Raw genomic sequence first — 25,078 nt, 5'->3', positions numbered from 1 at the left:
GCGTAAAACCTACGCGTCACAGGTCGGTATGTGCGTCGTGGCTTCGCGCTTAACGCTCGTCCTTTCGTATGGGGGCGTTAGGTGTCGGTGATAAATCTCACGTTACCTTCCTCATCAAACTTTACTCTGGTTGGTGTTCCGAATGTTTTTGTATTATGACAATCAATACAGAGGTATTGCAGGTTATCGTGACATAGAGCGATCCATGGATCCGAATAATTTAATTGATTGAGCTCAATGATATGGTCAACGATATAGCCAAGCTTATCCTTGCACATCTCACATAGCCCGCCATCTATAGCTACACGATGTCCGATGTATGAAGCCCTGCACGCCTTCCATGCCTTAGTCCTGTAGAACCTTGAGTCAATGGATCTAGCCATCCTGCTCCACCGCCCCATGACTATTGCGCCTGTACCGCCTGGCACTCATGCATTGCTCACTGCCCTCATAGGGATTACATTCCTTAGCCTTGTGTCTGCCATCCATAGGACAGGTTACATATCTGCCAGCCTTAATGGTGACGATATAAATGCTGAACTCACAGCCACAGACAGGGCATGTGTAATGCTTATAGTCTTTATCACTCATCGTCGTCTTCTCCTCTGGTAGTTATAATAACGCCCCTTAGACTTACCAAGGTGTTCGTATTCTTCAGCACTAAGCAGCCGTTCACAACAGTCCCTGAAGTCCTGGCTGCGTGGTAGCTTACCCTGCTTAATCAGGCTTATCAGCTTAAGACATCCCTTCTCTGATCCGAGATGAGCATGCCGGTCTTTTCCAACTCTATAAACGACCCATGTCTGAGACTCTCCGTCCCAGATATGTCGGAATGTCACAATCATCAATCCTTTTTCATGAAATGCAAAAGCACCCGATTGCTCAGGTGCTTTAAGAAAAGGAGGGGGGAACCATTCATTCGTGCGGGGCTTGATAAGGAGGTGTATGTCTGCGTTACTGCCCAATAACATAATATCATTGTTCGAGTTGTGTTTGTTTGTGTTCTTTCAGGATCTCATCAAATCCCTGAAGAGCCATACCGTGAAGCCGACAAGTCCAGTAATAGTCATAGCTCATTTCAACCGATATCAGTGTGAACGGCTTGCCGGCTATGTAGTGCTTGAAAAGGATCTTCCTCAGTGTCTGGTCCTGCATCTGGTTGATGAAGGTCAATGCCTCCGCCTTTAACCTGCACGCCTCGTCAATGGCCGCGTTGAGCTTGTTCTCCCACATAATCAATCCATCCATGTGACCGGCCAGCTTGTCCGGATCCGGTGACCCCATGGGCATACCGGACATCTGTGGTGTTATCCTCTCCATGCCGGTCCGCACCTTTAGAATCTCGTCCTGATAGTCCTTGATCTGTTCGTCAATGTCTATCAGCTGTCTTAAATATTCCTTTGCCGTCATTTACTCCCCCTTATAACCCCACAGTTCCAGCATTGCATTTGATGTTTTTTCATCCAGTTGTAGAACCGCCTGTTTGATCGGTTTTAGCCCAATATCTTTTCGGATCAGGTTTATCAGCTTTTCAATCTCATCGCCAGCCAGCTTCTGGTATACTCCCCGTTCTTTTGACGTTCCCGTCGATGTGCTTAACTTAGAAATAGCAAGATCAACCACCGGCATCTGATCAGATACTTCTTGCGAGCAGAAAAGCTGTGCCGCCGCTGTATGGCTCGTCATCTCGTAATAGGCCTGCTGGTCAAACTCACCACAGTCGGATGCTTTGCCATATAGCTTCCAGTATGCGGCAATTGCCGCCGTGTAAGTTCTGATTTTTCCTTCGTAAAGAATGCATTTCCAGTTCTCATTGTTGTAAAACATCTACTCATCCCCCTCATTCCAGGCTAATCGACTTAGGTCTATCTTGTCCTGGCAGCTCTCACAGACTTCACACTGTTCCACCACTAAACCGCCATATCTATGACAGTGCTTCATTTTGCGATATCGCTGAAGTTCTGTGTGGTAGTGCAAGTGCGCTTCTTCCCGATCTCGGCTCTCCGTAGTCATATCAGGATTGGCCAACCGGATTTTGCAGGTTTCTATGACTTCTTCAAGGCTTCTCACTTTGCACCTCCTGGACACTGGCCGGCTTCATGAAAATCAGCCAATGGGTATTTTTGTTTCGTCCTCGCTTCTCTCCAAGTAATGGTTCCGCCTGGAAGATCTCCAATATATCGCGGAGTGGTATTTGAATCTCTGACCATTTGAAAATCATCAGGCCGTCGTCATCTAGCACTCTCATGCACTCGTTAAATCCATCTCTTAGGGTATCTTCCCAATCTTCTTCGAGTCGTCCATATTTGAGCCTCGACCACGATTTATCCCCTGCGTGAATCAAGTGTGGTGGATCGAATACAACTACCTTAAATGAGCCGTCTTCGAATGGGAGATTCGTGAAATCACTGACTGTATTCGGCTTAACAGTTAAGAATCGTCCTGGATAATACTCAAGGTTATCCACTTCTCGAATATCGCAAAACTCAACGTCCGGGTTTTCCTTGTCGAAATAAAACATTTTTCCACCACAGCAGGCATCAAGCACTCTTTTGCTCATTCCTTCACCTCCATCAGTTCTGGATTGTCGTGGATGTTTTCGATGACTTCAATTTCAGAATCTTCAAAAATTCCTAAGTCCCACTCCTGAACAACGAAGGCCGCACGTTCAAACTTGACCTCTCCGATTTCATGGATTCCTCCGTAATATTCATTAAACACTTCCAATGTGCCGTCCTCAACATTACCCCTTGAATGAGTTTCAATGAAGTCGTGGTCAACGGCTACTACATCCCCATCGAATATCCTATTCCCGTTCTTATCATCGTGCCCGGTGTACTGTCCTACTGTTTCCGGGATGACCGGGTATGCCATTCCATCTCTGGCAGAAATCATGTAATCAAGGACGAGGCCGGTAATCCCACATTTGCGATAAAAGTCACCGTAAACCCACTCACCCGTATCAATCCGCTTTCCTCTGAACAAAATTTCCATTATTCCACCTCCGGTAGATTCCACCAGTGAGTGATGTACTTTCTAAATTGTGTATGCCAACCGAGCTGTTCGCTCCAGTACATTTCCTGAAAACTCACAACACCTTTTATCTCAACTCTCGTCAGATATGACTTTTCTTCCTCCGGCTTTTCCTTTGGCCATTTATGCCTAATCAGGTTGTCAACTGTATAATCACGACCATCAGAAATGTCGATTCCAAAGTTCAAAACCTTCATTCCGTTACCTCCGAAAGTTTTTGATTGTCTTGCTCATAGATCCTCATGAAATCATCCAAAGTCATAACTACTACCCAAGGGGAGTTATTCTTCCTGTGCACAACAACCGGTATAGATCCTGCCTTTGCATCAGCTTTTGCTTGTGCCAATGCATCGTATAACCTGAAGGCTTCCGTTCGTTTGCATTCGATGTGAATCCCGGGAAGACCGATAACATCAGCGTCACCATTAGCTCCACAGAATTGCTGACCTCTCCTAGAGTCATAACCAAACTCCCTTAGTTTTAATGCCAGCTCTCTCTCGCCTCGTGCTCCTTTTGTTCTGCTGTTGGTCATTTCAACCTCCGGTTCTTATTCTTGTCTGATCCGATCAGGACCCGATAACCGTGTGTCATCTCACGGATCCGGCTTCCAACCGCCTCGTTGATGGCGATCAGTTCTTCAATGTTTTTTTCGGATGAGATCATCATCGGTTTTCCGCTCGTATAGCTGGCATCGATGATTTCAAAAACTACCGGAATATCTTGCTCCATAGGTTTTCCCTGAAATAGATCATCAATTGCCAGCACGTCACAGTTTTTCAGTTCTGACATGATTCTTCCATACCCTTCCGAATCAAACCGATTCTGACGAAGGAGATTGATTAGCTCGACGTACTTTAGAATGCTGACCTTGACCCCACTCTCCATGAGTTCCCTTGCGGTTGCCCTTAAGATATGTGTTTTTCCTGTTCCAGACTGTCCAAGCATCGCCATGCTTTTATTCGGATACTCCTTTATGAACTGTTTGGCAGTCGAGTACATTTTCTTTGCCATTTCGGTCGTTACTTCAAAACTGTCAAATGTCATTTTTCCACCGGAGAAGCCGCTTTCTTCCATTCGCTTTTCTGACTGTGTCATGGCCACGCAGGGACAGCGCGTCACAACCAGCGGCAATTCACCGAAGTTTCCTTTTCCATTGGTTGGCACCCAGCCGGTGCCCTTGCATCTGCTGCAGTTCGGGTCCATTTATATCTCCTCCTCTTTAAGCCTATTTCTAAGCTCCAGCTCATTTGGTTTCCAGATAGTGTCACCAGTCATTTCATTCGGCTGCCAGTCATCTCCTAAAAAGTCCAGGATGCCGCCATTGAAAAAAGTGGATCCATATTTTATAAACTTCTTATCAGTTTTCAGAATGGCGATCTCTTCTTTGTATCGCTCGACTGCCAGAAGTACTTTGTCATACCCATACTCTTGGATGAGTAAAGGGATCTTCTTCATTGCTTGGGCAGTTCCTTTTTTATTTGGATATGCTTTCCAAATGGCTGCTGTTTCCTCCGAAAAATGGGCATTATTTACTTTCTTTTCCTTCTTATCCTTATTTCCCTTATTATCTTTATTGTTTGTGTCACTCTGCTGTCCTTCTGCTGTCCCTTTGTTGTCACTCTGCTGTCCTTCTGCTGTCCTTCTGCTGTCACTTTCATCTTCCCCGTACTGATAGAACGCCCAATTAGCAACGGTTATAACGCTAAATTTGTTGTTACTTTTAATGCTTATGTTGCCTAACTTTTCGAGTGCTTTCAGACGCTTCCAAAGTGACGTCCCCTTCATCTTCAATTCTTCAGAAGCAGCGTTTCGGCCAGTGACAAATTCACCTGGTTTAAGCTCTACAATCTGATTCCCAATAACCACTTGACGATCTTTGTAGGATGCCCGTACAAGGCACCATATCCAGATTTTCAGGAGGCTTTCATTTTCCCAAACTGCACTTTTAGTAATTTTTCTGTGCAAATATATATAGTCGGATAAGTTGCTTATGATAGATGGCCTCCTTTCAGGGGAAGGATTGCAAAGCCTTCCCCCAGGTATTTCAGGTGACATATGATAAGCAGCCGAAGCCACATCATCAATTAAGCCAATATGATAAAGCCACCAAATCCCTGCAGCTTATCTTCTAAGAAAGAGGCGATATCCAAGATACACTGGTTTTTCCATGCTCCGCCGTCTGCTTCAAATAAAGCGCACGATGGTCCTTCTTTAATGCGAAATACAAACTCAGATTCTGGCTGAGATAACTCTGTGAAAGTGCGGAACGGTTTGAGTTTGACCGTCTTAGGAACTGACATATTCGCAATGGTGGTAATCCCGGTCCTGATTGCAACGGATTGAGAAACCCCGTCATCAACAGATGTCTTAATAGCTGATTCCTCGATGCATCCACTGATCTTAAGCAGTGTGTCACGGTCTTCAGTCGGAACAAACCTTGCCTGAAGCGCAATATTGAAAGATTCTGTATCATAATAAGATCCGTAGTTGATGGTTGATGGAACCATCGCCTTGGCTTTTAGCCAGTGATCGCGTCTTTGGAACTTGTCCAGCGTTCCATAAACAGACACGGTGTCATAGTCTTCGACATGAATGATCTTTTGTGAGTCTGTATCAATGTTAGTCTTGATATATTCAATTACTGATGTAAGTGTAGATGTTTTGATCGCTTCTGGACGATCCGGAAGCACTCGGCTAAACTCCTTAGAAACATAAACGTTATTTGAAGCATCCGTGAAAGTCTTTTTCTCTTCAAAACCAAGGTTAACCAGGTATTCTATCGCTTGTTTTAATTCCATTTTTAGCTCTCCTTATTTGTATAGTGCTCTGACATTAGAGGCAGTATCTTCTTTGATCTCTCCAGTTTCAATATCAACCACTTCGCCACCGTTGACCCGCATAACCTGCTGACCAGGAACTTGATTCTTATATTCAGCAGCCAAGAATCCACCCCGACCATCCATGCCCATCAAAAGCTTAGTCATGGCATCCTTGGACGGGACAAGTTTTGAGCTGGTTGAAATAGTGACTATGGAGATATCTCGTGCTTCGTCTGTCACAAACTTGATCTTCATGGTTAGTTCTCTCGGCTTTTTATAGTCGCTGTTAGGATCCTGAAGATTGGACAACACCTTTTCCAGCTCCAAATTGAATTTCTCTTGAAGCGCCCCATCGGCGAACGTGTTTAAGTCAATTGAATTACTCATTAAATTCTCCTTTTTAAAGTGTGATAGATAATCCCTTATCTGCTACCCATACATGGCAGCCGCTGATCTCTTGCATCTGCCGCTTGAAGCTCTCCATATCGGAGTTACTATCTGAGAGATGGATCAGTACAATGTTCTTGATCCACTCGATGCCAGAGGCTTTGACGGCTTCCAGGGTCTTCCCGATGCTCATGTGTGACTTAACTACCCTCTGAGCAAGCCAGGCGTTCGTTTTACCGCTCTCTACATCTCTGACTAGAATATCCTTGTCATAGTTCGCCTCAATCATCCAGTGATTAACACCTCTGATCTCGTAAGGTAGGATGTAAGTGTCTGTCGCAAAGAGAAGGCTTCCCATCTCAGGATGGCTGATCAGATAGCTTACGATGGGTACATCATGTTTTGCTGGTAATGGTATGACCTTGAATCTGCCTACCCAGAAAGCCTTGTCGGTCTCCACATCAAATGCGAATGGGCTGTTTATATTTTTAGCTTCAAAGGTTTCCCTTGGGGCAAATACCTTAACTCCGAATGACTGTAGATCCCGGATGCTTCTTGAATGGTCATTATGGCTATGAGTTACTAAACAGCCTCTCACCTTGCGGAAGCTCCAGTCGAGTTCTTTCTTAATCTCCTTAACCGGCACTCCACATTCCAAAATTAGGACTTCTTCATCATTTTCCAGGAAGTAGCAGTTCCCTTGGCTGCTACTTCCCAATACTTTGAGTTTCATCATTAGAACGGGAGATCCGATTCATCGAACTCTGGGAGCTGTTCAGCTGGATTTGGCCTTACATCCGCTCCGCTTGCAGCAGTCTTTGTGGCTTTCTTTGGTGGATCTGCCTTTTCTTCCTGAATGGCTCTTACATCGATAACTTTCTTTTCTTCCCGGTCTTCTGCTTCAATCACCTGGTAGGTAGCAGTTACCAAATCTGTCGGCTCTTCGTCGATCATCATAAGCGAGCTGTCATCACTGGTGCTGTAGTATGTTTTGCAGGCCCTGTTAATGACTGACTTCTTGGCCATTTCTTCAGGGAAGTTCCTGTGAGCTGGTGAATCTCCCTTTTGCTGTCCCTGATTCCAGGCAGCTCTTACCTGGTCCATTGTCATGACCTCTGTATGGAGGATCCCTTCCGCACCGATTACGATGGCAAATGCTCCTTGCAGTTTCTTCACGTTGATATTCTGGAACTTAGGCACATACTTGGTGACTTTCATGGATCCGGACTCAATGTCGTATTCATACTCGAATTCATCGCCATCATAGATAGCGTAGGCCTTTACGTCCTTGACCTCAGGGAGTCGCTTTGTAATTGCAATGGTCCCAAGGTAGCTCCTGGATAGTGTGAGCTGATCTCCATAAGCGATAAAGTAGCACTGATTCTTGGCCGGATTTAAGCCCTGGATAGCCATGTTGAAAAGAGCTTGTGTAATCGAATTTGGATCGCATACCTCAAGGACTGGTTTCTTTTCTCTGGTCTGTACACTCTGCAGGATGAGCCATGCCGATTTCAGAGCGTTTTCTGCGCTGTAGTTCGGAGGAATAATGATTGATTTGTTCTCTTCCGCCGTCCTCAACTGACTTAGTACCTTCGATGTAACTGCGATATCCGCTTTTTCTCCAGCCATTACTTTTCTACCTCCTTGAGTTCAATAATAAGTTCTGTTTCGTTGAATTTATCGGTAGCATCTGTCAGTGCCTTAAATGCGTCACTGGCATTTTTTGACGCTCTCTTCATTTCTTCAACTGCCACAGACAATGCTTTGAATGACTCGTTTAACGCATTCGCCGCCTTCTGCACTTCGTCCAATGCTTCCATCTTCGCTGTCGAACGAATAACTAAGTTCATGTTTTTTAAACCTTGCATTATTCCGCCTCCACTCTTAAGTCTTTATCCAGGCTGACATACAAATTTATCAGCTGGCCCTTTGTATCAATAATCTTATTCACTTCCCCGCGTGCATCAATCCAGATGGGAGCTGTCACATTGTAGTACTCATTCAAGGTATTGATGATGTCCAGACCGGCGTTGATCTTCCCGGCGTGGTTTGCGTCTCTGAACGGGACTAGGCTGCCATTTGTGTTGACCATGGCTTCACAGGTTTCGGAGATACCTCCGTTAATCTGGCTCTCGAACAGCTTGAACCGAACCGCTGTAAAGTGGTCATTGATCCTTGATTCCAAGAGCTTGACCTTAGCCTTAATAAACTGCTCAATCACATATTCCAGGTGTTCAGCTCCGTTATACTCTTCAGACTTATTGTTTAACTCCTCCTCCAGCTCCTGGATCCTCTTATCGGCTCGATCGTTGATTCCTGATTTAGCCAATTCTCTGTCGATAACCTCAATCTTCGCATTCAGATTTTTCAGATCATCTTTGAGACTCTGATCTGCTCCGTCATCCGTCAGTGTGCTCATTTCTTCATTGGCTTTTTTGATCTCCTCTTCGACCTTCGTGATGTCTTCAGACTGTGGAATTTCGATATTTTTCGCTTTTTCATATTCCTTCTTGGCTTCTGCTGTAGTCTGTTCGGCTTCATCAATAGCCTTCAAGAGACTGTCAATCTTTGATCTTAGAAGTTCATCCTTTGCCAAAGCCTCTTTTTCCCGATTTCTCAAGTCATCACCTTGGGATTTAATCTCTGTAAGTACTTGAGACTTCTTGCGGTTAAATTCAGCTTCCAAGCTGTCTCTGGTGTGTGCGATATGATCAGCATCATATGGACGGCCGCACGTTGGACACGCTGTGTAATCATCGGAAGGATTAAACACTGTTGTGTACTGATTTTTGTATTGAGTCAGCTTCTCTGAAAGATCGGCCTGGATCCTCTCCAGCTGCCGCTTATTTCGAGAGTAGTCGGATTCACAAGCTGTCAGATCCGACTTTAAGTTTCCAAGGCCCAAGCTTTCTTCGAGCCATTTCTTCTTAACCCCCGCTATAGCGGTTTCCTGCCTCTCTGTAGCGTTTCGCTTCGCCTTGAGCAATTCCCCCTCTAAGGTGTATATCCGCTGCTTGATGCTTAATCTCTGGTCGTCCAGGCTGGTTCTGTACTTAAGCCCCTGATTGATGTCAAAAATCCTGTCCTGGAGCTTCTTCTTTTCCTTTAGCAACTCCTTCTCCGGGATCGGATCAATCTTTGAGAGCTGCACTTCTTTGATTCGTTCCGGGATGATCTTCATATCATCGTTAAGTCGGCTTTTGATCTGCTTTGTGATCTTTAACAGGTCATCAATCGAGTGCTTTTCAAGCTGAGACGTGAGCATTTCAAGCTCTTCAGGATTGGAGTTGATGACATCCTGGTCAGATACTTCTCCAAGCACCTTCAACAGGATTTCCCGCCTCTCCTTCCATCCCTGGGCCATAGAAAACTGCATCGGATTAGTCAGCAACATAAATGCTTTCTCATCAACCAATTCCTGGATCCTAGATTTGTACTCCGTCATTGTGACTGGCACTCCGTTTACTTCGTACTTCGTTTCATGACCGGAGAACTCCTCTAAGCTACTTCCCCTCTTCTTTACCCATTTTTCCTTCAGTGTCTTGCTCAAGCTGAGCTCGATTCCGTTTATCTCCAACTTCGCCTCGACACGATGCTCCAAGTGGTGGATCGGATTTCCGTTCTCATCATTGGTTTTCAGGGAAAAACTGGATTCATTTGCTGAGTTTTTATCGAAGAGAAGCCATGAGAATGCGTCAAAGAGAGTGGTTTTTCCGGCTCCGTTATCTCCATAAACATTTGTAACTTTTCCAAAGTTGGCGTGAAGGGATCGCACTCCCTTGAAGTTGGTCAGATCCATGCTGACAAGTGTAATATTTTTGAACATATGCTATAATCTCCTTAAGATTAAGTCGGGGCCTTTCAAAGGCTCTTTTTTTATTCGCTGATACTCACAGTGCATATAGAGTCCACTGCAATCCATCGCATAACCTCACCAGACTTTACCTTGATCCAGTGCTGCGTGCTTCCAGGCCAATCTAGCAGTGTAATCACTGATTCAGCAGCTTCGCCTTCCAGTCTGGTTTCCTTGCCATCCAACGTGTTGATTGTTACGGTCATGCTATCCCTCCCGGAGCTCAAAGCATTTCGGCTGATCTACGCAGTGCGCGCCGGTGCATTCACTACACATCAGGATCTTCGTTCCGCAACCTTTGCACTTGAGTCTGCCGCGCTTTTTCAGTAGCTTTTCTTTTGTGATCTCATATTTTGCTTCCTTCCCGCAGTGCGGGCACTCCTCTAAGATCTCCATCTCCGCATCTGACCACACCAGCAGCCATGACGGTTCAACGTTGAGTGCGTTGGCTAACATGATGATGGTGTAAAGATTCATTTTCACTGCACGTTTCTCGTAGTGGTCAACCAGCGCCACGGCCAATCCTGCACGTTCAGCCAGTTCCTTTTTGCTCAATCCCCACTGTTTACGGTAGGATTTGATGTTTTTACCTGTCTGTTTTTCGTCAAACTGTATATTCATCTGTTTGCCTCCTTGATAATCCGAACCTCTCCATTTCTCCTCCAGCTTCAGCAGATTGTCTACCAAGGTATTCACCAGATAAGTTCTGACATCTTCACTCTTTAGTTCCGTTTCAAGCGCTCTCATGAGCACGTCCTTAATTTCGTTTTTCATTTTTTTATGCCTCCTTGTGTGAATTTGTATTGGTTACGCCTCTTCTTATCATTCTTCATCTTCCGGCTTCCACACCAGCAGCCAGGACGGTTCAACGTTGAGGGCGTTGGCGATGTTTGTGATTCCCGAGAGGCTAGGATCGGCGTTTCCGCACTCAAGAATAGATATGGCTTGCTGTGAGCAGCCAATCGCATTAGCAAGATCAGCACGCGTCATTCCCTGCTGCTCCCGGTAGTGTTTGATCTTCTTTCCGGTTTCATTTGCATCAAACTGTAGCTTCATTTCTTTCCTCCTTCATTCCCATTTAAATTTTTCATGCCATTCCTCACCCGGTTTGAGTGCTTCAAATGCGTTCTTACATATCTCTGCATCTTCCCTTTCGCGATGCCCAGGACGTATATCGATCCCGGCTTGACAGCAGCAGTAGCTGTCAAAGTCTTTCAAATGCTTGCATTTACTGCACTGGAAGGCCTTCATTCCTCCTCATCCCCATCCCCATCTACCTGGGCCTGAATGATTACTTGTGCTAGATCTGCGATGAAGCGATCCGATGTCAACAGTTCCGGGTTGAAATAGAAATCAATGTCATCAACGTATCCTGATATAGTTCCGTCCGATCCGATCCCCAAGTGCCAATCGAGCCCGGACATATCCAGCATCCCGTGTATCAGTTTAAAAAGTTCCATCAGATCATCCCCATTGAAAAGCCGATCCCGTAGAAAACGATGTACGGCAGTGCGATGAGCAGCAGTCCCAGCAGCAGTCCTAAAATTCCATCATCTTTTCTTTGTTCATTGTTTTTTTCAGGCATTTTACATACCTCCTTAAGTTGGTTATTTCTGTAGTGCCTCCCTGCTATAATCGGGTTAAAGGCTGGATCAAAGAAGTAGTTACAGAGGAATAAAGGATGACTTCTCAGGAATAGTCCGATTTCCGTTCGTTATCTCCTCAAGAATTGATTTCTTTATAAAAGCCGTTATTCTTTTTTCAAGTTCCTCAGCTTGCACCGGGAGAATCCCTACCACTGACCTGGCATCATTGAGGGAAATAATACCCAGATCTACTAGCTTCTTTATCTCCTCAGCTTGCACCTGGGGGGCTCCTTTCAGCTCTGCGACCTGCTTCTCAAGGTTCTGAACTCGGATCTTGAGCAACTGCAGCTCCGTCGGATCCTCTTTTACTTTTTTTCTAAACATTTGCTTTATCTCCTTTCAGTCTTTAATGATCTTCTCGTTCAATCACTGGCAAAATGTTGTTGTTCTTCAGAAGCCCATACAGGAAGATCCTGCCCTTCTGGGTCCATTTCGTGATCATCCTTACATCCGCACGTCCGTCAGTGTGTGTGATTTGTACGGTTTCGGAATGTGTATAACCTTTGTCCTGGTGCTTCGAGTACATTAACCACTGCTCGGATTGCTTGTACTGTACTCCCAGGTTCTTCAACGTCCGGTTCATTTCCTGACCGCTCATGCCATAGTCCTTAGCGATCTGGCTGATAGTGACCAGCCCTTTGTTTTTCAGTATGTCGTCATAGTAATCGGCCTTTGGCTTTAGCTCTGAAATTTGCTGGTCTTTGATCTTGGTTTCAAGTTGCAACTGGTTGATTGTCTGGTCAGCGATCCGGAGCGCCCTGGCCATGATTTTCTCTGGTGAATTAAGCTCCATCTCCATTCGATTAAATGCGTCGATAAAGTTGAGTTTGAAGGTCAATGCCTTCGATCCGGTGAACCCCATGGCTAGCAGACTGAAGCCATCCCGGTTCATGTAGTACATCCGGTATTGTTGTTTGTTCTGTGCGTGAATATATGTTGATTCTTGGAATAGGGTTGCTGAATTTTCAGCAGACCCCCTGATTTCATCAATCGCCTGCAATACGTTTCGGTGATCCTTCCCAAACTGTTCAGCTACGATCAGCGACGATGTCACCGCCTGGTCGTTTTTGATAATCGTTAATTCGTTCATCTTTCCTCCTACCACCGTAGTGTGATTCTGATAGTGTTGTCTTTCTTGAGCATGAATGTTACTGATTCGTGATCCTCGGAGATCCGCCGCCAGCTCCATGGCCAAAGGCCGTAAAACTTGAGCAGCATATGGTCCCGTTCCTGCTTGGTTAGTTGTTCAAACATCCGACCAGCTCCCCGGTCTGCTGATCCTCGTAGATATCCACGCCTGCATTAAAGTCTGATCCGACATACCGGATATGCTTTTTCAGTAGCTCCGCTTGGTCGATGATCTCGATATCGAGCGCCCGATCGTAGCAGTCAACACACATTTTCATTAGTTACCGTCCTCCTTATCGCCTCTTTGGTAGTACTCTTCGCGGAACTCCTCCACGATGTGCCTGAGTGTTGTCCATCCCTTTCCGGTCTTTCTAGCCTTTAACCTCTTGGCTGCGATCTCACGCCGTACAAGGTCTTTCGATATGCCACAGTAGTCTGCGATCTCCTGTAGCCGCATCAGATCACTGTTCATTTTCCAACCTCCTTTTTACGGTTTTCCGTATTTTTTGACGAAAAAAATTTCGTTTATTGCAGTGTCTGGGAGACCAAAAAGTTTCATAGCTCGGTCAATTTCCACCGTATCAAACGGTACTCGATTGCCAAGACGGTCATACAATGATGTTGCGGAGATACCTATCTTCTCGGCAAATACCGCTTGGGATCCGCAATGTTCCCGGATCAAGCCCTTCAGCTTACTGAAGTCAAAAACCACGCTCATATCCTCACCTCCTTTTTACGGTTTTCCGTATTTCTATGGTAGCTTGATTCATTCTAGTTTGTCAACGGTTTTCTTAATATTTTATTCGGTTTTCTTTATTTTGTATTCTCAATGTGCTATATTTGCGTTGAGAGGTGAGAATAAAATGGAAATCAAAGATAGGCTTAAAATAGCGCTTGAAGAAAAAAACATGAAGCCGACAGAACTGGCCCAAGCCACGAACATAACAGCTTCATCAATAAGTGATTGGTTAAATGGAAAGTATATGCCAAAGGCTGACAAGATCTTTGTCATGGCAGAGGTTCTAGGTGTAAGTCCAGCCTGGTTAATGGGAAAAGATGTCCCACAAGCTTGGAGCTCAAATCCATACAGTCTAATACAAGAGTATATAAAAGATCTGGTTGATCGAGGACGGATCACTGACATTGATTCCATACCGTCATCCATTTTGATTAAACTAAACGAACTAAATACAAAGTGTATGATCGAGTTCATTCAATCTGAAATTCGGAAGTGAGTCGATCCAGCTCATTATATAAATCCAGCAACAAATCATAAATTTCATCCACCTGTTCGCCCTCCCATATTCGTACACATGTTCTAATTCAATTGTAGGTGGTCTAAAATTTTATTTCAAGGAGTTTATTTTGCGGCTAAGTATTGTCCTAACAACGTTGTAATGTTTAACTACCACAACTATGTAAGAGGTGAAGAGATGAGTAAATTGAACAAAAAGACCGTCGTTATTCTAGGAATTATCGTTGTTATTGCCGGGATTTCACAACGCGACCTGGCTACAATTCTTTTCGGAGTAGTTATTGCTGTTGGTGGCTATTTTTACTTCAAGCGACGCATAGACCGCCAAAACACAATGGTCTTAGAGAATAAAGCGGAGGATCATGGATCTTGGAAAGACGCGCTATACACAACTTATGTCACTGGGCTGAAATACGATGATCATGATAAGGTTCTAAAAAAGTATATGGGCCTCCCTTACGGCGGCATGACAAAGGGAGAGATCGAAGAAAAAGCAAAGTCTGGCGAACGGGTCTATGAATATTCGAACATCACTATCCCTGTTTCACTTGTACCAGAGCCTAAGAATGAATACGATCCAAATGCTATTGCGGTTAAGCTTGAAGGTAAAAAGACCATTGGCTATATCAAAAGGACAGACACCTTCAATGTCAGAAAATACATCGACAAGAATGTTGTTGCTCAGGTTTTTGGTGGTAGCTTCTATTTTCAGGGGCAGGACGGCAAGGTCAGGAAAATTGAGGAGGAGGCACCTGGAGTCGCTCTAAGATTTTACGAGAGGACATAACTATGAAAATCCGTAAACCAGGCGAAGGGTCCATCTATTACGACGCCAGGAAAGATCGCTGGATCGTAGCCGTCACCGTAGACGGCAAGCAAATCCGTCGGACTGCAAAGGATGAATCTGACACCGTAAACATCCTTCAGGCTTTGCGCCGGAAATACGGGCTGGTCAAATACTCTGGAAATATTTCCCTGGAGGACTGGTATGAGGAGTGGCTTTTTGAAACGAAATACCACACGGTCCGACCACGAACCGTCGCCAGCCACCTTGGGATCCTTAATAACCACATCAGACCGTACGATATCGCAAAGATGCCGATTGCTGAGATCACCAAGATGGACGTGCAAAAGTATTTCAATCAGCTCGCCAAAGACGGACGGTCCAGACAGCGCCTAGAGACCATCAGAGCGCGTCTGACAACGTGCCTGCATGAAGCTGAGGACTATATCGAGAAGAACCCTATGAAGGGCCTGAAGCTTCCTATCGCCCCAGACAACAGCAGGGATTATTCCGGGGATCCTGATTCACTCGCTATGGTCCAGGGCAATGTCTTCACATCACCGCAGCAACAGATCCTTTTGTCTGCCCTGGGCAACAAGTGGGTGACAGACCCGTTAATTCACTTTCTAATGGGTACTGGACTACGGATTGGGGAAGCTCTGGCGCTCACCCGTCTGGACTACGATGGCAGCTCAATCATGGTCAATAAGCAGCTGCAGCGTAATCCAGTTTTCATCGATCACGAGCTTGATCACTATGTTCTGGAGATCGTCGAGACAAAGACAGAAGGATCCGTCCGGCGAATCCCTCTGCCAACAAAGATGAAGGCCTTGATCGACCAGCGAATCCGCGAGATCAAAGCCATGAAAGAACCATATAAGGATCAAGGGCTGCTATTCCCGGATGAGATCGGATCACCCATGGACGACAAGCGCCCCTTGCGCCGCCTGAAAGCCCTCGAGAAAGCAAACGGCTTACCGAATGTAAATATCCATGGGTTGCGCCACACGTACGCCACGCGCTTGCTGGAACTGGGAGAGCCCATCCACTCTATCAGCAAGTTACTCGGCCATAGCTCCATTGAGCTGACTCAGGAGATCTACGCGCACGTCCTGGAATCAATGAAAGAGAAGACTGTGAATCGCCTTGATGCGATCCTGTGATGCATAATTCGGGAGTAATTGGTGAGTAACAGATGACCGATATTCCATCTTTTCACAATGTGGTCTCTCCCTCGAATCCGCTCTAAATCAACATCTATCGTGTTCACTCTTATATCATCATAGAGTCTTTTCAACTCCCGTCATCTCCACCATAAATAAAACCACCAATTGATAAAAAGCATTTTATCGATTGGTGGTTTTATTTTGCCTTGAAATGGCTTGAACAAAAGATTCCCGAGTTTTTAGAGACCTCTAATTTCAATTTTGAGAGTCTTTCTGGTGAAGTGCATGATCAATATGGTCATTTGAATCTATCTATCAAATATGTTTAATTTTAGTTATAATCTTAAATACTTGGAGGTGTAATCGTTTTTTTTAGTGAAATCAACTCACTGATTATCATTGTTACGACCGACATCTGGTTTAAGCTCAATTATATTGATGGAACTTAATACAAGTGAGGATATCATCCTAGATGAAAAATGATAATTATTTTAAAAAAAATTTAATGAAAATGATAACAATACTTTTGATTGGATCCTTTTTATTGCTATTAATAATCATCTTGCTACTGCTCAATGGTACATCAGATAATATTTGGGGTCTGATTACACTTTTAAGTGCTGCTCCAGGAAGTTACTTTTTTGGTTGGAGTATTACCAAGATTCCCGGCATGTTAAAAGCAAACGCAATTCTTGAGGAGAATTTTACGCCCAATTTTGATAAAGAAGATTTAGTATTACATAGTGAATTGAGAATACCTTCTATTGGAACATTCATATATGAACATATCTTATTTGTAATTAATAAATCGTGGTATTATTCTGTGCCCCTTTCGGATGTTGAATGGTTGTTTGTAATTTCGATGAGTTCAAACGTAACAACTGAAGATGTTCTAGTAGTGAATACTGTCAATAAAAAAAGATATTATTTTTCACTCCCAGAAATTAGTAGTTCAGGGAAATATAAGTGGGTTAGCACATCAGAAAACATTAAATACATAGAGTATCTACACGAATATATTTTAGCTAATTATCCAGATATTGATTTGGGGTATTCTTGGGAAAAGGATGTTGTATTTCTGAAGGATAAGACCTTTTTGCGAAAAATATTTGAAAAACTCGCTGGACATGGTAAGCATAAAAAATGGGCGGAGCTTAATCGAAAATATAATTCAATGGCCCCAGAACATGATAAGATGTTGCCACCATTATATTGACAAATAAGAAAAGAATTAATGGGTTGAATTAAATTTTTTGATTCTCAAAAGGATGCAAGTCCAATTCCATACTTGTTATTCCTATAATTATAATACTTACGAGCTCCTTTCCATTTATTAGCCGCCGAAAATGTATTTATTTGGTCAATTTACAAAAGCCCCGGGATTCCTCCGGGGCCAATTTTTTGTACTATTTACCTCTAACAGCTTCACGAAATGCTTTAAAATACCTTTCCGCTTCTGCTGGTTTCAATACGTTGGTTAGCCGAAGTAGGTATACCCCCTCCAGGTACAAGTATTCCGACTTGATCTTTTCTTTACTCTTTGCTCTGAGTAACATTTGATACCTGTTCCACGCATCTTGTTGAGTTTCAAAGACTTCAACAAAGTTTGATGGGATCCCATTTATATCTCTGACACTAGCATCGGTGAAACCTGCTTTACTCACATAACAATTTGGTTTGCCAAGCATCTCATCATGATCCGTTTCCTCTGTGTATTCTTTAGATGATTTAATTGATAAACCTTTGTGCTTAAGAGCCTCCACGATCACGCCAGCATCAATCAACCTAACTGGTTTGTACTCGACATACGATTAATTAAGCAGCCTGTTACCAGCGTTAAAACCACTATAATAACGGGTTAATCACAAAACTTGTGGGATTGATCAAATAGATCAATCCCTCACGCCAACATAACATTTGATAATAGAACGAGCCCCGGGCTATGACTTCAAAGAAATAAGTTTTAACTATACTGACCCCTTAGTTCACACTGCCCCAAAGCACCGCTCGCGGTGCTACCAATAAAAACCAAAATGATGAATTAGCATATAATTCGATTAGCCATTTCTGAAAGCATCATCCATACTGAAGAGATAATTTGTTAATAATAATTTAATATCCTTATGCTTTGTTCAAATTCTTCTTGCTCTTACTAATAAATTCTTAGCTCTTATGGCGTAGTCTTCTCGTCTATAATTTAAATCTATATTCAAAATCAGTTAATCGTGCTATAGTCTGATCAATTTAGTATAACTATTGTTTCAATCTCTGAATATGGGCTGTGATTTGATCAAGGCGGCTTTGTCACTGACCTCCAAGGGTGAGGACAGTCCAGATTTTTATTGAGAAAAACAAAGGCCGCAATCATGTGGTACTGTATGTAATCTCGTCTTGAGATCCCTGGAGAGGTTTTTCGAAAAACACTCGATTAGCTGTTAACCTTGGTGGACAACCTCAAAGTTCAAGTTACGCATTCATATCCTGTGACTACAGCCTAAAAATATAATGAAATCAGGAGGAAAAGAAATGGATTCTAAGTTATTCTCCCGCTTACTAAAAATTCTAATTGCTGTATTTTCAGTGCTATTTGTGAGATACGTTATCCTTATGGAACTTATTTTTTCTCGTAATTATATAGCTGATTATCAACTAGCCTTTGCTCTCCCCGTTTGTATTGTGATCGGATTTTTAGCATTAGCCATCAGCCTCCTCTTATTGATTGCTAAGAACACATAAATTATAGTGGCGAGTTCGTCTAATAGCCTTGAGTGTCGACACGTTTGTGAAGAAATTTCGCCACCGGACGACCTGAAATCAGGTTTGGTGAATAGAGCATACAGGATCTGAATTTCAACAACTTCTTCTGTCAAGCTGACGGCGCCGTTCCATACCTCACAAACAGACTGCACCAGAGGTGGCGGCACTATATCTTCCCTGATTTGATCCCGCATCGAGTCTTCCTTCTGTTATAGCTACTGCACAAATCCAGGGATATGATTCAGGATCCAAGATACAGTATGGCAAATACTTTAACTAAACTTATAATACGAGGAGAGTTATGTATGTCGATTTGTAAAAAGTTCAAAGTTACGATAACTGGAATCCTGATGGCGATGTTATTTAGTTCTTGCAGCTCTTTCTATGAGAATCAAATGGCATTCAATAACCAATCACACCCTGTATTCGATATAGAAAACTTTGATTCCTGCAGTTTTTCAGATAAGTCGGATTTATTCAAATACGATCTTACAGCTTCCATAGATAAGAAAGAGAATAAGAATTTAATAACCTATAAATTAACCATTACTCCGAACACTGACCAGATTATCAATGATGTCACAGTAACCGCCTCACTGGATGAAAGCTGGTCCAACTGGCTGCTGGATAAAAACAGAAATACATTGTTCTTTGGAACTGATAAGAAAAATCCGATCTGGATGGATCGTAACTCCGATTCGTATAGAGGGTTGATTTCGGAGATAGGAAAATATCTGGAAGAAGAAGTTTCATCTGAGCAAATGAAAAATCTATTGGTTCTCCCGATTAAAATCAGGATTAAGTATCAGGATACGATTATAACCGAAACGCTTAAGCCAAATAAAATACTACTCTACGGAAATGAGGAGCAATCCGTTTGATCCCCGATTGATGGCGCAATTGATTCGATACCTTTTAACTATGCAACTGCAAAAATGGAGCAATTATGTAGTAAGGTTCAATCAAACATCCCTACGGTTTGTCCCTCTGTTGTTGCTGACTAACATCAAACTTAGTCAGCTTTTTTAGCGCATTCATCCATACCCTGCCCGGAAATGAACTATCCACCATTCCGGCAGGAAAAACAACAACCAGGTTTATGGTAAAATCAGACCTAAAGGGAGAATCCATTCATACTAAATCCATGAAACCCTCATGATAAGATAGCATGCCCAGCCAATGATCAGCTGCCGAACCTTAATCACAGATGATAGGCACGGGGAATTTGTCCGTAATAACAATAGGAGCGGAGAACGGATATGACATTTTTCAATAACCCCTATGTTCAGATCAGCTTGAGTTCAGTGACAGTATATTTATTTCTCCTTGTCGCCATCCGACTGTTCGGAAAAAAAGAACTTTCTCAGTTATCCGTTATTGATCTGGTCTTTATTCTATTGATCAGCAATTCCGTTCAGAATGCCATGGTTGGTTCAAATTCATCCCTGTCTGGCGGGTTAGTGGCTGCTGGCGCATTGTTTATCACGAACTATGTTTTCAAGCAGTTTCTATATCGTTTCCCAAAATTCAGCAGATTCATCCAGGGTGAGCCACTCATGCTGATCTATCAGGGGAAACTCAATCTTCAGAATTGTGTCAAGGCAAAGCTGACAATGGATGAAATCATGGAAGTACTTCGAGAGCACGGCATCGGAAAAATCGAGGACGTAGACCTTGCCGTACTTGAGGTGGATGGGAACATCAGTGTCCTCTCGAATGGATACCAGACAAAATCAGTTAAGAAAAAGAAAACGAAAGGCCAGGATCAGCTCAAAGGATATTAACCGGTGATTCAGTGATCACTGTTCATTCAGGTGATTTGCTCTATCTGCAGAACAGCTCAACTCGATGAAGGGGAGCTGACAGACAGAAACCCCCTTCGATCAACGGATCGAAGGGGGTTTCTGTCTCTTATGACTCAGCCTCAAAGTCAGCGAGGAATCGTTCCATTTTTGAGCAACTGCCTGACCATGGCTGTAAGACGGGACTTAGCAGCCGCCGCAGCTCTTAATAAACTCCGGATCGTGCTTCAGCTTGCCTGAAGCGTAATCCAGCGCCGCCTGTCTGGGATCGCCGGATACACCCAGAACAACATCGACTCCGGCATTCTTCATCACGTCGACGGCTCCCTGTGCTACCGTTCCGCCAAGTGCAGCCGCCACATGAAGACCCGCCACAAAACTTGGTGGAGTAACGCCTGGCGCGTGGCCGGGATTTTTATGAAGTTCCTCACCGACGATCTTTCCATCCTCCACATCCAGAACCATGTAGTTCTCGCATAATCCAAAATGATCAGAAATGACCTGATCATTGACTGATACTGCAATTCTCATATGTTTTCTCCTTCTCTGACTTCGTCAGTTATTGTTATTTTGACCACCTTCATCCGTCTCAATACAGAGGATGCACTTAAATGGTGTACTCTGTGATTATAAGATATTTTCCGATTTACGTCATCTCCCGTTTGATCTGGTACCCGATCGTTTTAATGTGCTTCTAAGTCACTCCTGTTAGAATGAATCATGATAAACCCCCAGGATTCCAGGGTCCAACTTATTTATTGAGCGCTCTTATGGCCTGACTCTGCCCAGTCTACAGGAGGAATTTTTTTGACGTTAAAGGAAACTTATCAACAAATCCAGCATCGCCTCAGTGGGTTGGACCTGGATTCTGTCTGGTCCAAATTCTCTCTTCATCGATTTGCGCTATATAACGATACAGAAGTTATTCTCGACGGCATCAGCCTGCCAAAAACAGAAGAATTTGTTGGAAATACCGCCATCCGGTTTCAGGGAGATTTTGTTGCAATCTGGTATCTGCCGCAACCGATGGATCCGGACATTCTGACCAGTAAAATTGTGCATGAAATGTTCCATGCCTATCAGGTGGAACAGGGTGAAAGCCGATTTCCCCATGAAATCGAAGCCTTGCTTGGCTATGACTATGACAGTCACTGCATGAGCATCAAATATCGCGAGAATATCCTGCTGGCCCAGTTGTGTGAAACCTTCGATCCACAGCTTTATGCCGAATTCCTGGCACTGAGAGCCGTTCGTGAGCGGGACTTCCCATTTCAGTACCGTTATGACAGTTCCATCGAAGTCGTCGAGGGCAGTGCTCAATATGTCGAGCTTCAAGTTCTGAGACAGCTCAGCCCGATCAAATACGACAAAGAAATCCACCGCCTGATCGCACGGCTGCGTCAGGTGGAACTGCTTCGACCCGTTCGAATCCTCAGTTATGATGTCGGAGCAATAATCATCTGCCTTTGCCATGACAACAACCTGCCGTGCAATCAGACGGTCGGTCCTTGCGACTCGTTCCTTCTGGAAACAGCAGAAGCTGCAATCAGCATCGAGCCCGATGAATCCGTCATTCACTTTCTGGAAGAACATAATCAATGCTTTCGCAGCCGGCTGAATCGTGTGCGACAGAACAGCCCGAAAGTGATGGAAGGTCTCTTTGAGCTGATCGGAGTCAATGTCTATTCCGCGATCTTCCAGGACAATCATATCAGCACCGAATATTTCCTTCAGTATCGCACGGAACAGGGCGAAGCCCAAACTCTGATGGGAAATTACCTGCTGGAAATGAAAGAAAATAAAATCATTCGAATCGTTCAAGAAGATGCCTGAGCTGACCTGACAGTCTCCCCTATCCCAGCCCAACGGGTCAAAGATAGCATGCGGTCGGAAGACAAGCCGATGAATCACCGGTAGATTGCCATTGACTATTCTGTAAACTGGTATAATTGAGATAAGATAAGCATTTTCCACAGACCGGAGGAAGGTGTGCCTTATGGAAGAACCCAGACTGCTTGACGGATTGACGGAAGCTGAAGTCAGTCAGCGGATCAAGGAAGGACGAGTTAATTCCTATGTTCGAAAGACAAGCCGGACATACTCCGACATCATCTGTTCCAACGTCCTGACCAGGTTCAATGCGGTACTTGGCGGTCTGTTTCTTATTGTTATTTTCCTGGGAGCAATCAATGACGCCTTGTTTGGACTATTGATGATCATTAACAGTCTGATCGGTATTATCCAGGAGATCCGCGCCAAAAGGACCCTGGATAACCTGGCTCTGATCAGTTCACCCAAAGCAAAAGTTATCCGGGAAGGCAGACAGCTTGAAATTCCTTACGATCAGGTGGTCCAGGACGACCTGCTGGTACTGTATCCCGGTGATCAGGTGGTAGTCGATGGGATCATTGTTGCGGAAGAAGGGCTTGAAATTGATGAATCCGTCCTGACCGGAGAATCCATTCCCATTGCGAAAGACGCGGGAGATGAACTTCTGTCCGGTAGTCATGCCGTTGCGGGAACAGGAAGGTATCGATCAGTCAGGGTAGGGTCCCAGGCCTATGCCCAGGAACTGGCCGACAAGGCCAGAAAGTTCCGCCTGTCAAAGTCCGAGCTCCGCGAAGGGATTGATCAGCTGCTGCGCTGGATCTTCCGGGCGATCATTCCGGTTGCCCTGCTGTTGTTTTACAGCCAGGTGCGAGCCGGGCTGTCGACTCATGACATCTACATCGGGACTATTGCTGGAATCGTAGGCATCATTCCCCAGGGACTGGTTCTGGTCACCAGCATGGCCCTGGCTGTCAGCGTGATCAATCTGGGAAGACAACGGGTGCTGGTTCAGGAATTGCCGGCTGTTGAAATTCTGGCAAGGGTTGATGTTCTTTGCGTAGACAAAACCGGAACTCTGACAGACGGAACGATTCAGACCTGCAAAGTCATTGAACTGGAATCAGGATATGATATCCCGACGGTTCTTGGTGCCTTTTGCGGTGCCGTTGGTGCTAAAAATTCAACCATCGCCGCGATCGAAGCAAATTATCCAGACCCCCACTGGACCGTTGCCGGGACCGTTCCCTTTTCATCCGACCGCAAATGGAGTTCTGCAAGTTTTAAAGACCACGGCCACTGGATTCTGGGGGCACCGGAAATCCTGATGACTGACAGCCATCCATCGGATCAAACTGCTGCGCTTTATGAAGAATTTGCGCAAAAAGGCTATCGCGTGCTGATGCTGGCTCGGAGCCATAAACCTCCTACTCAAAGGAGATTGCCCGCTCCGATTCAACCGGTTGGCCTGGTGCTTCTGGAAGAAAAAGTCAGAGATGATGTCGCGGCTTCAATGAATTTTTTCAAGAAACAGGGCGTCGCAATAAAAGTCATTTCCGGAGATAATCCCCTCACCGCGCTGAGCGTGGCCCGGCGAGCCGGTATTGCCAACGGAGGCAGCGCCTATGACGTGAGATCCCTGCCCGATGATGACGACGCCGTAGCTCAAATCATGGAGACCTACGAGGTATTTGGCCGGGTAACGCCGGAACAGAAGCAGCGAATGGTGAAGGCGCTTCAGACCCGCGGACATGTCGTTGCCATGACCGGAGACGGCGTCAATGATGTGCTGGCCCTGAAAGACGCAGACCTCGGCTTGGCGGTTGGATCCGGAGTGGCAGCAACCAAATCCGTGGCCAGGATCATTCTGCTGGACGGCAAATTCGCAACGCTGCCAAAAATCGTCGCGGAAGGCAGACGTCTGATCGCCAATATCGAGCGGGTGGCAAACCTGTATCTGGTCAAAACCATGTGTGTCATGATCCTGAACCTGGTCACCTTAATTGCCGGACTGCCCTATCCGTTCCTGCCAAGACATCTCTCCCTGGTCAGCGAGGTCACGATCGGCATTCCCTCCTTCTTTCTCGCACTGGCACCTAACACCAGACGATATCAGCCAGGCTTCATAGGCAGAATCCTAAGGTTTGTCCTGCCCATCGGATCCATCGCCGGCATTTTTACCCTAGCCAGCTTCTATTTGGCCCTTCAAGGTGGCACCCCGCTGGAAGAAGCCCGAACGGCAGCCACCCTGACACTGCTCCTGATCAGCATGTGGGTGCTTCTCCTCCTGGCTCATCCGCTGACCCGGAAGAAGACGGCCCTCATTATCGGCATGAATTTCCTGCTGCTCTGTGTCTTTCTCATTCCCTTCTCCAGAAGCTTCTTTGCCTTGAATATGCCCCCTTTGATCATTGCCGCTCGTTCCCTGATTATGACCGCAGGATCAATCCTGGCTATTGAAGTTTACTGGAGACTTCGATTGAAAGACATCATCAATCCGTGACCCGGACAATCGAACAATCCGTGACCCGGACAATCGAACAACCCTTGTTCTTTCAAAATAAAATGCCAAACCGAACTTCCTGAAACAGCGTTCCAGGAAGTTCGGTTTTTTCCATGTT

The 25,078-nt window shown here is 44.8% G+C and carries 36 protein-coding genes; 9 read left to right on the top strand and 27 right to left on the bottom strand.

Going from position 1 to position 25,078, the window contains the following annotated elements; genetic code table 11:
* Positions 1 to 975: 975 nt before the first annotated feature.
* The 25 genes from NQU17_02470 to NQU17_02350 all read right to left on the bottom strand — a co-directional run bounded on the left by NQU17_02470 (position 976) and on the right by NQU17_02350 (position 13,584).
* Entirely contained in the window at positions 976 to 1,410 is a 435-nt protein-coding gene (locus NQU17_02470) for a hypothetical protein (protein ID UUM12447.1), read from the bottom strand.
* Positions 1,411 to 1,827: a hypothetical protein gene (locus NQU17_02465; protein UUM12446.1), complete on the bottom strand. Its 417-nt coding sequence runs from the start codon at positions 1,825 to 1,827 to the stop codon at positions 1,411 to 1,413.
* A 229-nt stretch (positions 1,828 to 2,056) separates the two neighbouring features.
* Positions 2,057 to 2,560 (bottom strand): class I SAM-dependent methyltransferase, encoded by a 504-nt coding sequence (locus NQU17_02460; protein UUM12445.1) that lies wholly within the window; start codon positions 2,558 to 2,560, stop codon positions 2,057 to 2,059.
* The gene (locus tag NQU17_02455) at positions 2,557 to 2,994 is read right to left on the bottom strand and encodes a YopX family protein (GenBank protein UUM12444.1); all 438 of its coding nucleotides are present in this window, start codon (positions 2,992 to 2,994) and stop codon (positions 2,557 to 2,559) included. The genes NQU17_02460 and NQU17_02455 overlap by 4 nt, the downstream gene beginning before the upstream one ends.
* Positions 2,994 to 3,230 carry a hypothetical protein gene (locus tag NQU17_02450; protein ID UUM12443.1) on the bottom strand — a complete coding sequence of 79 codons (237 nt, stop codon included), beginning with the start codon at positions 3,228 to 3,230 and terminating at the stop codon, positions 2,994 to 2,996. The genes NQU17_02455 and NQU17_02450 overlap by 1 nt, the downstream gene beginning before the upstream one ends.
* Positions 3,227 to 3,565, bottom strand: coding sequence for a hypothetical protein (locus NQU17_02445; GenBank protein UUM12442.1), 339 nt, complete (start codon positions 3,563 to 3,565; stop codon positions 3,227 to 3,229). The genes NQU17_02450 and NQU17_02445 overlap by 4 nt, the downstream gene beginning before the upstream one ends.
* Positions 3,562 to 4,236 carry an ATP-binding protein gene (locus NQU17_02440; protein ID UUM12441.1) on the bottom strand — a complete coding sequence of 225 codons (675 nt, stop codon included), beginning with the start codon at positions 4,234 to 4,236 and terminating at the stop codon, positions 3,562 to 3,564. The genes NQU17_02445 and NQU17_02440 overlap by 4 nt, the downstream gene beginning before the upstream one ends.
* Complete coding sequence (locus tag NQU17_02435; GenBank protein UUM12440.1) at positions 4,237 to 5,088, bottom strand: transcriptional regulator; 852 nt, start codon at positions 5,086 to 5,088, stop codon at positions 4,237 to 4,239.
* Positions 5,089 to 5,117: 29 nt separating this feature from the next.
* The gene (locus NQU17_02430) at positions 5,118 to 5,831 is read right to left on the bottom strand and encodes a hypothetical protein (protein UUM12439.1); all 714 of its coding nucleotides are present in this window, start codon (positions 5,829 to 5,831) and stop codon (positions 5,118 to 5,120) included.
* 12 nt (positions 5,832 to 5,843) lie between these two features.
* Entirely contained in the window at positions 5,844 to 6,239 is a 396-nt protein-coding gene (locus tag NQU17_02425; GenBank protein ID UUM12438.1) for a replication terminator protein, read from the bottom strand.
* 13 nt (positions 6,240 to 6,252) lie between these two features.
* Positions 6,253 to 6,975 (bottom strand): MBL fold metallo-hydrolase, encoded by a 723-nt coding sequence (locus tag NQU17_02420; GenBank protein ID UUM12437.1) that lies wholly within the window; start codon positions 6,973 to 6,975, stop codon positions 6,253 to 6,255.
* Entirely contained in the window at positions 6,975 to 7,868 is an 894-nt protein-coding gene (locus NQU17_02415; protein ID UUM12436.1) for a recombinase RecT, read from the bottom strand. Before NQU17_02415 ends, NQU17_02420 begins: the two co-directional genes overlap by 1 nt.
* Positions 7,868 to 8,107, bottom strand: a complete 240-nt coding sequence (locus NQU17_02410; GenBank protein UUM12435.1) for a hypothetical protein — start codon at positions 8,105 to 8,107, stop codon at positions 7,868 to 7,870. Before NQU17_02410 ends, NQU17_02415 begins: the two co-directional genes overlap by 1 nt.
* The gene (locus tag NQU17_02405; GenBank protein ID UUM12434.1) at positions 8,107 to 10,065 is read right to left on the bottom strand and encodes an AAA family ATPase; all 1,959 of its coding nucleotides are present in this window, start codon (positions 10,063 to 10,065) and stop codon (positions 8,107 to 8,109) included. Before NQU17_02405 ends, NQU17_02410 begins: the two co-directional genes overlap by 1 nt.
* Positions 10,066 to 10,115: 50 nt before the next feature.
* Positions 10,116 to 10,298: a hypothetical protein gene (locus NQU17_02400; protein ID UUM12433.1), complete on the bottom strand. Its 183-nt coding sequence runs from the start codon at positions 10,296 to 10,298 to the stop codon at positions 10,116 to 10,118.
* A 1-nt stretch (position 10,299) separates the two neighbouring features.
* On the bottom strand, positions 10,300 to 10,866 hold the full coding sequence (locus NQU17_02395) for a helix-turn-helix domain-containing protein (GenBank protein UUM12432.1): 567 nt from the start codon (positions 10,864 to 10,866) through the stop codon (positions 10,300 to 10,302).
* A gap of 48 nt (positions 10,867 to 10,914) precedes the next feature.
* On the bottom strand, positions 10,915 to 11,148 hold the full coding sequence (locus NQU17_02390; protein UUM12431.1) for a helix-turn-helix domain-containing protein: 234 nt from the start codon (positions 11,146 to 11,148) through the stop codon (positions 10,915 to 10,917).
* Positions 11,149 to 11,339: 191 nt separating this feature from the next.
* A complete protein-coding gene (locus tag NQU17_02385; GenBank protein ID UUM12430.1) occupies positions 11,340 to 11,552 on the bottom strand; it encodes a hypothetical protein in 213 nt (70 codons plus the stop codon).
* Positions 11,552 to 11,677: a hypothetical protein gene (locus NQU17_02380; protein ID UUM12429.1), complete on the bottom strand. Its 126-nt coding sequence runs from the start codon at positions 11,675 to 11,677 to the stop codon at positions 11,552 to 11,554. The genes NQU17_02385 and NQU17_02380 overlap by 1 nt, the downstream gene beginning before the upstream one ends.
* A gap of 79 nt (positions 11,678 to 11,756) precedes the next feature.
* The gene (locus tag NQU17_02375; GenBank protein UUM12428.1) at positions 11,757 to 12,062 is read right to left on the bottom strand and encodes a hypothetical protein; all 306 of its coding nucleotides are present in this window, start codon (positions 12,060 to 12,062) and stop codon (positions 11,757 to 11,759) included.
* 22 nt (positions 12,063 to 12,084) lie between these two features.
* Positions 12,085 to 12,828 (bottom strand): phage regulatory protein/antirepressor Ant, encoded by a 744-nt coding sequence (locus tag NQU17_02370; GenBank protein ID UUM12427.1) that lies wholly within the window; start codon positions 12,826 to 12,828, stop codon positions 12,085 to 12,087.
* Positions 12,829 to 12,836: 8 nt separating this feature from the next.
* Positions 12,837 to 12,992 carry a hypothetical protein gene (locus NQU17_02365; GenBank protein UUM12426.1) on the bottom strand — a complete coding sequence of 52 codons (156 nt, stop codon included), beginning with the start codon at positions 12,990 to 12,992 and terminating at the stop codon, positions 12,837 to 12,839.
* Complete coding sequence (locus tag NQU17_02360; protein ID UUM12425.1) at positions 12,977 to 13,144, bottom strand: hypothetical protein; 168 nt, start codon at positions 13,142 to 13,144, stop codon at positions 12,977 to 12,979. The genes NQU17_02365 and NQU17_02360 overlap by 16 nt, the downstream gene beginning before the upstream one ends.
* Positions 13,144 to 13,338: a helix-turn-helix domain-containing protein gene (locus NQU17_02355; GenBank protein UUM12424.1), complete on the bottom strand. Its 195-nt coding sequence runs from the start codon at positions 13,336 to 13,338 to the stop codon at positions 13,144 to 13,146. The genes NQU17_02360 and NQU17_02355 overlap by 1 nt, the downstream gene beginning before the upstream one ends.
* 15 nt (positions 13,339 to 13,353) lie before the next feature.
* Positions 13,354 to 13,584, bottom strand: coding sequence for a DUF739 family protein (locus NQU17_02350; protein ID UUM12423.1), 231 nt, complete (start codon positions 13,582 to 13,584; stop codon positions 13,354 to 13,356).
* Positions 13,585 to 13,729: 145 nt separating this feature from the next.
* Here NQU17_02350 and NQU17_02345 point away from each other — a divergent pair, with 145 nt between their 5' ends.
* The 4 genes from NQU17_02345 (at position 13,730) to NQU17_02330 (ending at position 17,287) form a co-directional block, all read left to right on the top strand.
* Positions 13,730 to 14,101, top strand: coding sequence for a helix-turn-helix transcriptional regulator (locus NQU17_02345; GenBank protein ID UUM12422.1), 372 nt, complete (start codon positions 13,730 to 13,732; stop codon positions 14,099 to 14,101).
* 198 nt (positions 14,102 to 14,299) lie between these two features.
* Entirely contained in the window at positions 14,300 to 14,908 is a 609-nt protein-coding gene (locus tag NQU17_02340; GenBank protein UUM12421.1) for an HIRAN domain-containing protein, read from the top strand.
* Positions 14,909 to 14,910: 2 nt separating this feature from the next.
* Positions 14,911 to 16,068 (top strand): site-specific integrase, encoded by a 1,158-nt coding sequence (locus NQU17_02335; GenBank protein ID UUM12420.1) that lies wholly within the window; start codon positions 14,911 to 14,913, stop codon positions 16,066 to 16,068.
* A gap of 475 nt (positions 16,069 to 16,543) precedes the next feature.
* Positions 16,544 to 17,287, top strand: a complete 744-nt coding sequence (locus NQU17_02330; GenBank protein UUM12419.1) for a hypothetical protein — start codon at positions 16,544 to 16,546, stop codon at positions 17,285 to 17,287.
* A gap of 190 nt (positions 17,288 to 17,477) precedes the next feature.
* Here NQU17_02330 and NQU17_02325 read toward each other — a convergent pair whose 3' ends face one another.
* Positions 17,478 to 17,855 carry a hypothetical protein gene (locus tag NQU17_02325; GenBank protein ID UUM12418.1) on the bottom strand — a complete coding sequence of 126 codons (378 nt, stop codon included), beginning with the start codon at positions 17,853 to 17,855 and terminating at the stop codon, positions 17,478 to 17,480.
* A 742-nt stretch (positions 17,856 to 18,597) separates the two neighbouring features.
* On the opposite strand from NQU17_02325, the gene NQU17_02320 reads away from it, so the two are divergent.
* The 3 genes from NQU17_02320 (at position 18,598) to NQU17_02310 (ending at position 20,612) form a co-directional block, all read left to right on the top strand.
* Complete coding sequence (locus NQU17_02320; GenBank protein ID UUM12417.1) at positions 18,598 to 18,807, top strand: hypothetical protein; 210 nt, start codon at positions 18,598 to 18,600, stop codon at positions 18,805 to 18,807.
* A 326-nt stretch (positions 18,808 to 19,133) separates the two neighbouring features.
* The gene (locus NQU17_02315; GenBank protein ID UUM12416.1) at positions 19,134 to 19,709 is read left to right on the top strand and encodes a hypothetical protein; all 576 of its coding nucleotides are present in this window, start codon (positions 19,134 to 19,136) and stop codon (positions 19,707 to 19,709) included.
* 378 nt (positions 19,710 to 20,087) lie between these two features.
* Positions 20,088 to 20,612 carry a DUF421 domain-containing protein gene (locus NQU17_02310; GenBank protein ID UUM12415.1) on the top strand — a complete coding sequence of 175 codons (525 nt, stop codon included), beginning with the start codon at positions 20,088 to 20,090 and terminating at the stop codon, positions 20,610 to 20,612.
* Between the two features lie 204 nt (positions 20,613 to 20,816).
* On the opposite strand, the gene NQU17_02305 is transcribed toward NQU17_02310, so the two are convergent.
* Positions 20,817 to 21,161 carry a dinitrogenase iron-molybdenum cofactor gene (locus NQU17_02305; GenBank protein ID UUM12414.1) on the bottom strand — a complete coding sequence of 115 codons (345 nt, stop codon included), beginning with the start codon at positions 21,159 to 21,161 and terminating at the stop codon, positions 20,817 to 20,819.
* 276 nt (positions 21,162 to 21,437) lie between these two features.
* Here NQU17_02305 and NQU17_02300 point away from each other — a divergent pair, with 276 nt between their 5' ends.
* Both NQU17_02300 and NQU17_02295 read left to right on the top strand, forming a co-directional pair.
* On the top strand, positions 21,438 to 22,463 hold the full coding sequence (locus NQU17_02300; protein UUM12413.1) for a hypothetical protein: 1,026 nt from the start codon (positions 21,438 to 21,440) through the stop codon (positions 22,461 to 22,463).
* Positions 22,464 to 22,626: 163 nt separating this feature from the next.
* Positions 22,627 to 24,960: an HAD-IC family P-type ATPase gene (locus NQU17_02295; GenBank protein ID UUM12412.1), complete on the top strand. Its 2,334-nt coding sequence runs from the start codon at positions 22,627 to 22,629 to the stop codon at positions 24,958 to 24,960.
* Positions 24,961 to 25,078 lie beyond the last annotated feature (118 nt).

This window comes from Clostridiaceae bacterium HFYG-1003, from assembly GCA_024579835.1.
Taxonomy (GTDB): Bacteria; Bacillota; Clostridia; order Clostridiales; family Clostridiaceae; genus JG1575.
Note: the sequence above shows the minus strand (reverse complement) of the source record. Positions and strands in the feature narration are given on the sequence as shown.

Bases quoted from the DNA above. Each gene is read 5' to 3' on its own strand.
- NQU17_02345 (UUM12422.1), top strand. From the start codon at position 13,730: ATGGAAATCAAAGATAGGCTTAAAATAGCGCTTGAAGAAAAAAACATG.
- NQU17_02415 (UUM12436.1), bottom strand. From the start codon at position 7,868: ATGGCTGGAGAAAAAGCGGATATCGCAGTTACATCGAAGGTACTAAGT.
- NQU17_02380 (UUM12429.1), bottom strand. From the start codon at position 11,677: ATGCCTGAAAAAAACAATGAACAAAGAAAAGATGATGGAATTTTAGGA.
- NQU17_02460 (UUM12445.1), bottom strand. From the start codon at position 2,560: ATGAGCAAAAGAGTGCTTGATGCCTGCTGTGGTGGAAAAATGTTTTAT.
- NQU17_02370 (UUM12427.1), bottom strand. From the start codon at position 12,828: ATGAACGAATTAACGATTATCAAAAACGACCAGGCGGTGACATCGTCG.
- NQU17_02355 (UUM12424.1), bottom strand. From the start codon at position 13,338: ATGAACAGTGATCTGATGCGGCTACAGGAGATCGCAGACTACTGTGGC.
- NQU17_02445 (UUM12442.1), bottom strand. From the start codon at position 3,565: ATGACCAACAGCAGAACAAAAGGAGCACGAGGCGAGAGAGAGCTGGCA.
- NQU17_02405 (UUM12434.1), bottom strand. From the start codon at position 10,065: ATGTTCAAAAATATTACACTTGTCAGCATGGATCTGACCAACTTCAAG.
- NQU17_02365 (UUM12426.1), bottom strand. From the start codon at position 12,992: ATGTTTGAACAACTAACCAAGCAGGAACGGGACCATATGCTGCTCAAG.
- NQU17_02465 (UUM12446.1), bottom strand. From the start codon at position 1,827: ATGTTTTACAACAATGAGAACTGGAAATGCATTCTTTACGAAGGAAAA.
- NQU17_02425 (UUM12438.1), bottom strand. From the start codon at position 6,239: ATGAGTAATTCAATTGACTTAAACACGTTCGCCGATGGGGCGCTTCAA.
- NQU17_02310 (UUM12415.1), top strand. From the start codon at position 20,088: ATGACATTTTTCAATAACCCCTATGTTCAGATCAGCTTGAGTTCAGTG.
- NQU17_02295 (UUM12412.1), top strand. From the start codon at position 22,627: ATGGAAGAACCCAGACTGCTTGACGGATTGACGGAAGCTGAAGTCAGT.
- NQU17_02400 (UUM12433.1), bottom strand. From the start codon at position 10,298: ATGACCGTAACAATCAACACGTTGGATGGCAAGGAAACCAGACTGGAA.
- NQU17_02410 (UUM12435.1), bottom strand. From the start codon at position 8,107: ATGCAAGGTTTAAAAAACATGAACTTAGTTATTCGTTCGACAGCGAAG.
- NQU17_02450 (UUM12443.1), bottom strand. From the start codon at position 3,230: ATGAAGGTTTTGAACTTTGGAATCGACATTTCTGATGGTCGTGATTAT.
- NQU17_02385 (UUM12430.1), bottom strand. From the start codon at position 11,552: ATGGAACTTTTTAAACTGATACACGGGATGCTGGATATGTCCGGGCTC.
- NQU17_02315 (UUM12416.1), top strand. From the start codon at position 19,134: ATGTCGATTTGTAAAAAGTTCAAAGTTACGATAACTGGAATCCTGATG.
- NQU17_02360 (UUM12425.1), bottom strand. From the start codon at position 13,144: ATGAAAATGTGTGTTGACTGCTACGATCGGGCGCTCGATATCGAGATC.
- NQU17_02320 (UUM12417.1), top strand. From the start codon at position 18,598: ATGGATTCTAAGTTATTCTCCCGCTTACTAAAAATTCTAATTGCTGTA.
- NQU17_02455 (UUM12444.1), bottom strand. From the start codon at position 2,994: ATGGAAATTTTGTTCAGAGGAAAGCGGATTGATACGGGTGAGTGGGTT.
- NQU17_02420 (UUM12437.1), bottom strand. From the start codon at position 6,975: ATGATGAAACTCAAAGTATTGGGAAGTAGCAGCCAAGGGAACTGCTAC.
- NQU17_02340 (UUM12421.1), top strand. From the start codon at position 14,300: ATGAGTAAATTGAACAAAAAGACCGTCGTTATTCTAGGAATTATCGTT.
- NQU17_02350 (UUM12423.1), bottom strand. From the start codon at position 13,584: ATGAGCGTGGTTTTTGACTTCAGTAAGCTGAAGGGCTTGATCCGGGAA.
- NQU17_02430 (UUM12439.1), bottom strand. From the start codon at position 5,831: ATGGAATTAAAACAAGCGATAGAATACCTGGTTAACCTTGGTTTTGAA.
- NQU17_02435 (UUM12440.1), bottom strand. From the start codon at position 5,088: ATGTCACCTGAAATACCTGGGGGAAGGCTTTGCAATCCTTCCCCTGAA.
- NQU17_02390 (UUM12431.1), bottom strand. From the start codon at position 11,148: ATGAAGCTACAGTTTGATGCAAATGAAACCGGAAAGAAGATCAAACAC.
- NQU17_02395 (UUM12432.1), bottom strand. From the start codon at position 10,866: ATGAAAAACGAAATTAAGGACGTGCTCATGAGAGCGCTTGAAACGGAA.
- NQU17_02440 (UUM12441.1), bottom strand. From the start codon at position 4,236: ATGGACCCGAACTGCAGCAGATGCAAGGGCACCGGCTGGGTGCCAACC.
- NQU17_02330 (UUM12419.1), top strand. From the start codon at position 16,544: ATGAAAAATGATAATTATTTTAAAAAAAATTTAATGAAAATGATAACA.
- NQU17_02305 (UUM12414.1), bottom strand. From the start codon at position 21,161: ATGAGAATTGCAGTATCAGTCAATGATCAGGTCATTTCTGATCATTTT.
- NQU17_02335 (UUM12420.1), top strand. From the start codon at position 14,911: ATGAAAATCCGTAAACCAGGCGAAGGGTCCATCTATTACGACGCCAGG.
- NQU17_02470 (UUM12447.1), bottom strand. From the start codon at position 1,410: ATGACGGCAAAGGAATATTTAAGACAGCTGATAGACATTGACGAACAG.
- NQU17_02375 (UUM12428.1), bottom strand. From the start codon at position 12,062: ATGTTTAGAAAAAAAGTAAAAGAGGATCCGACGGAGCTGCAGTTGCTC.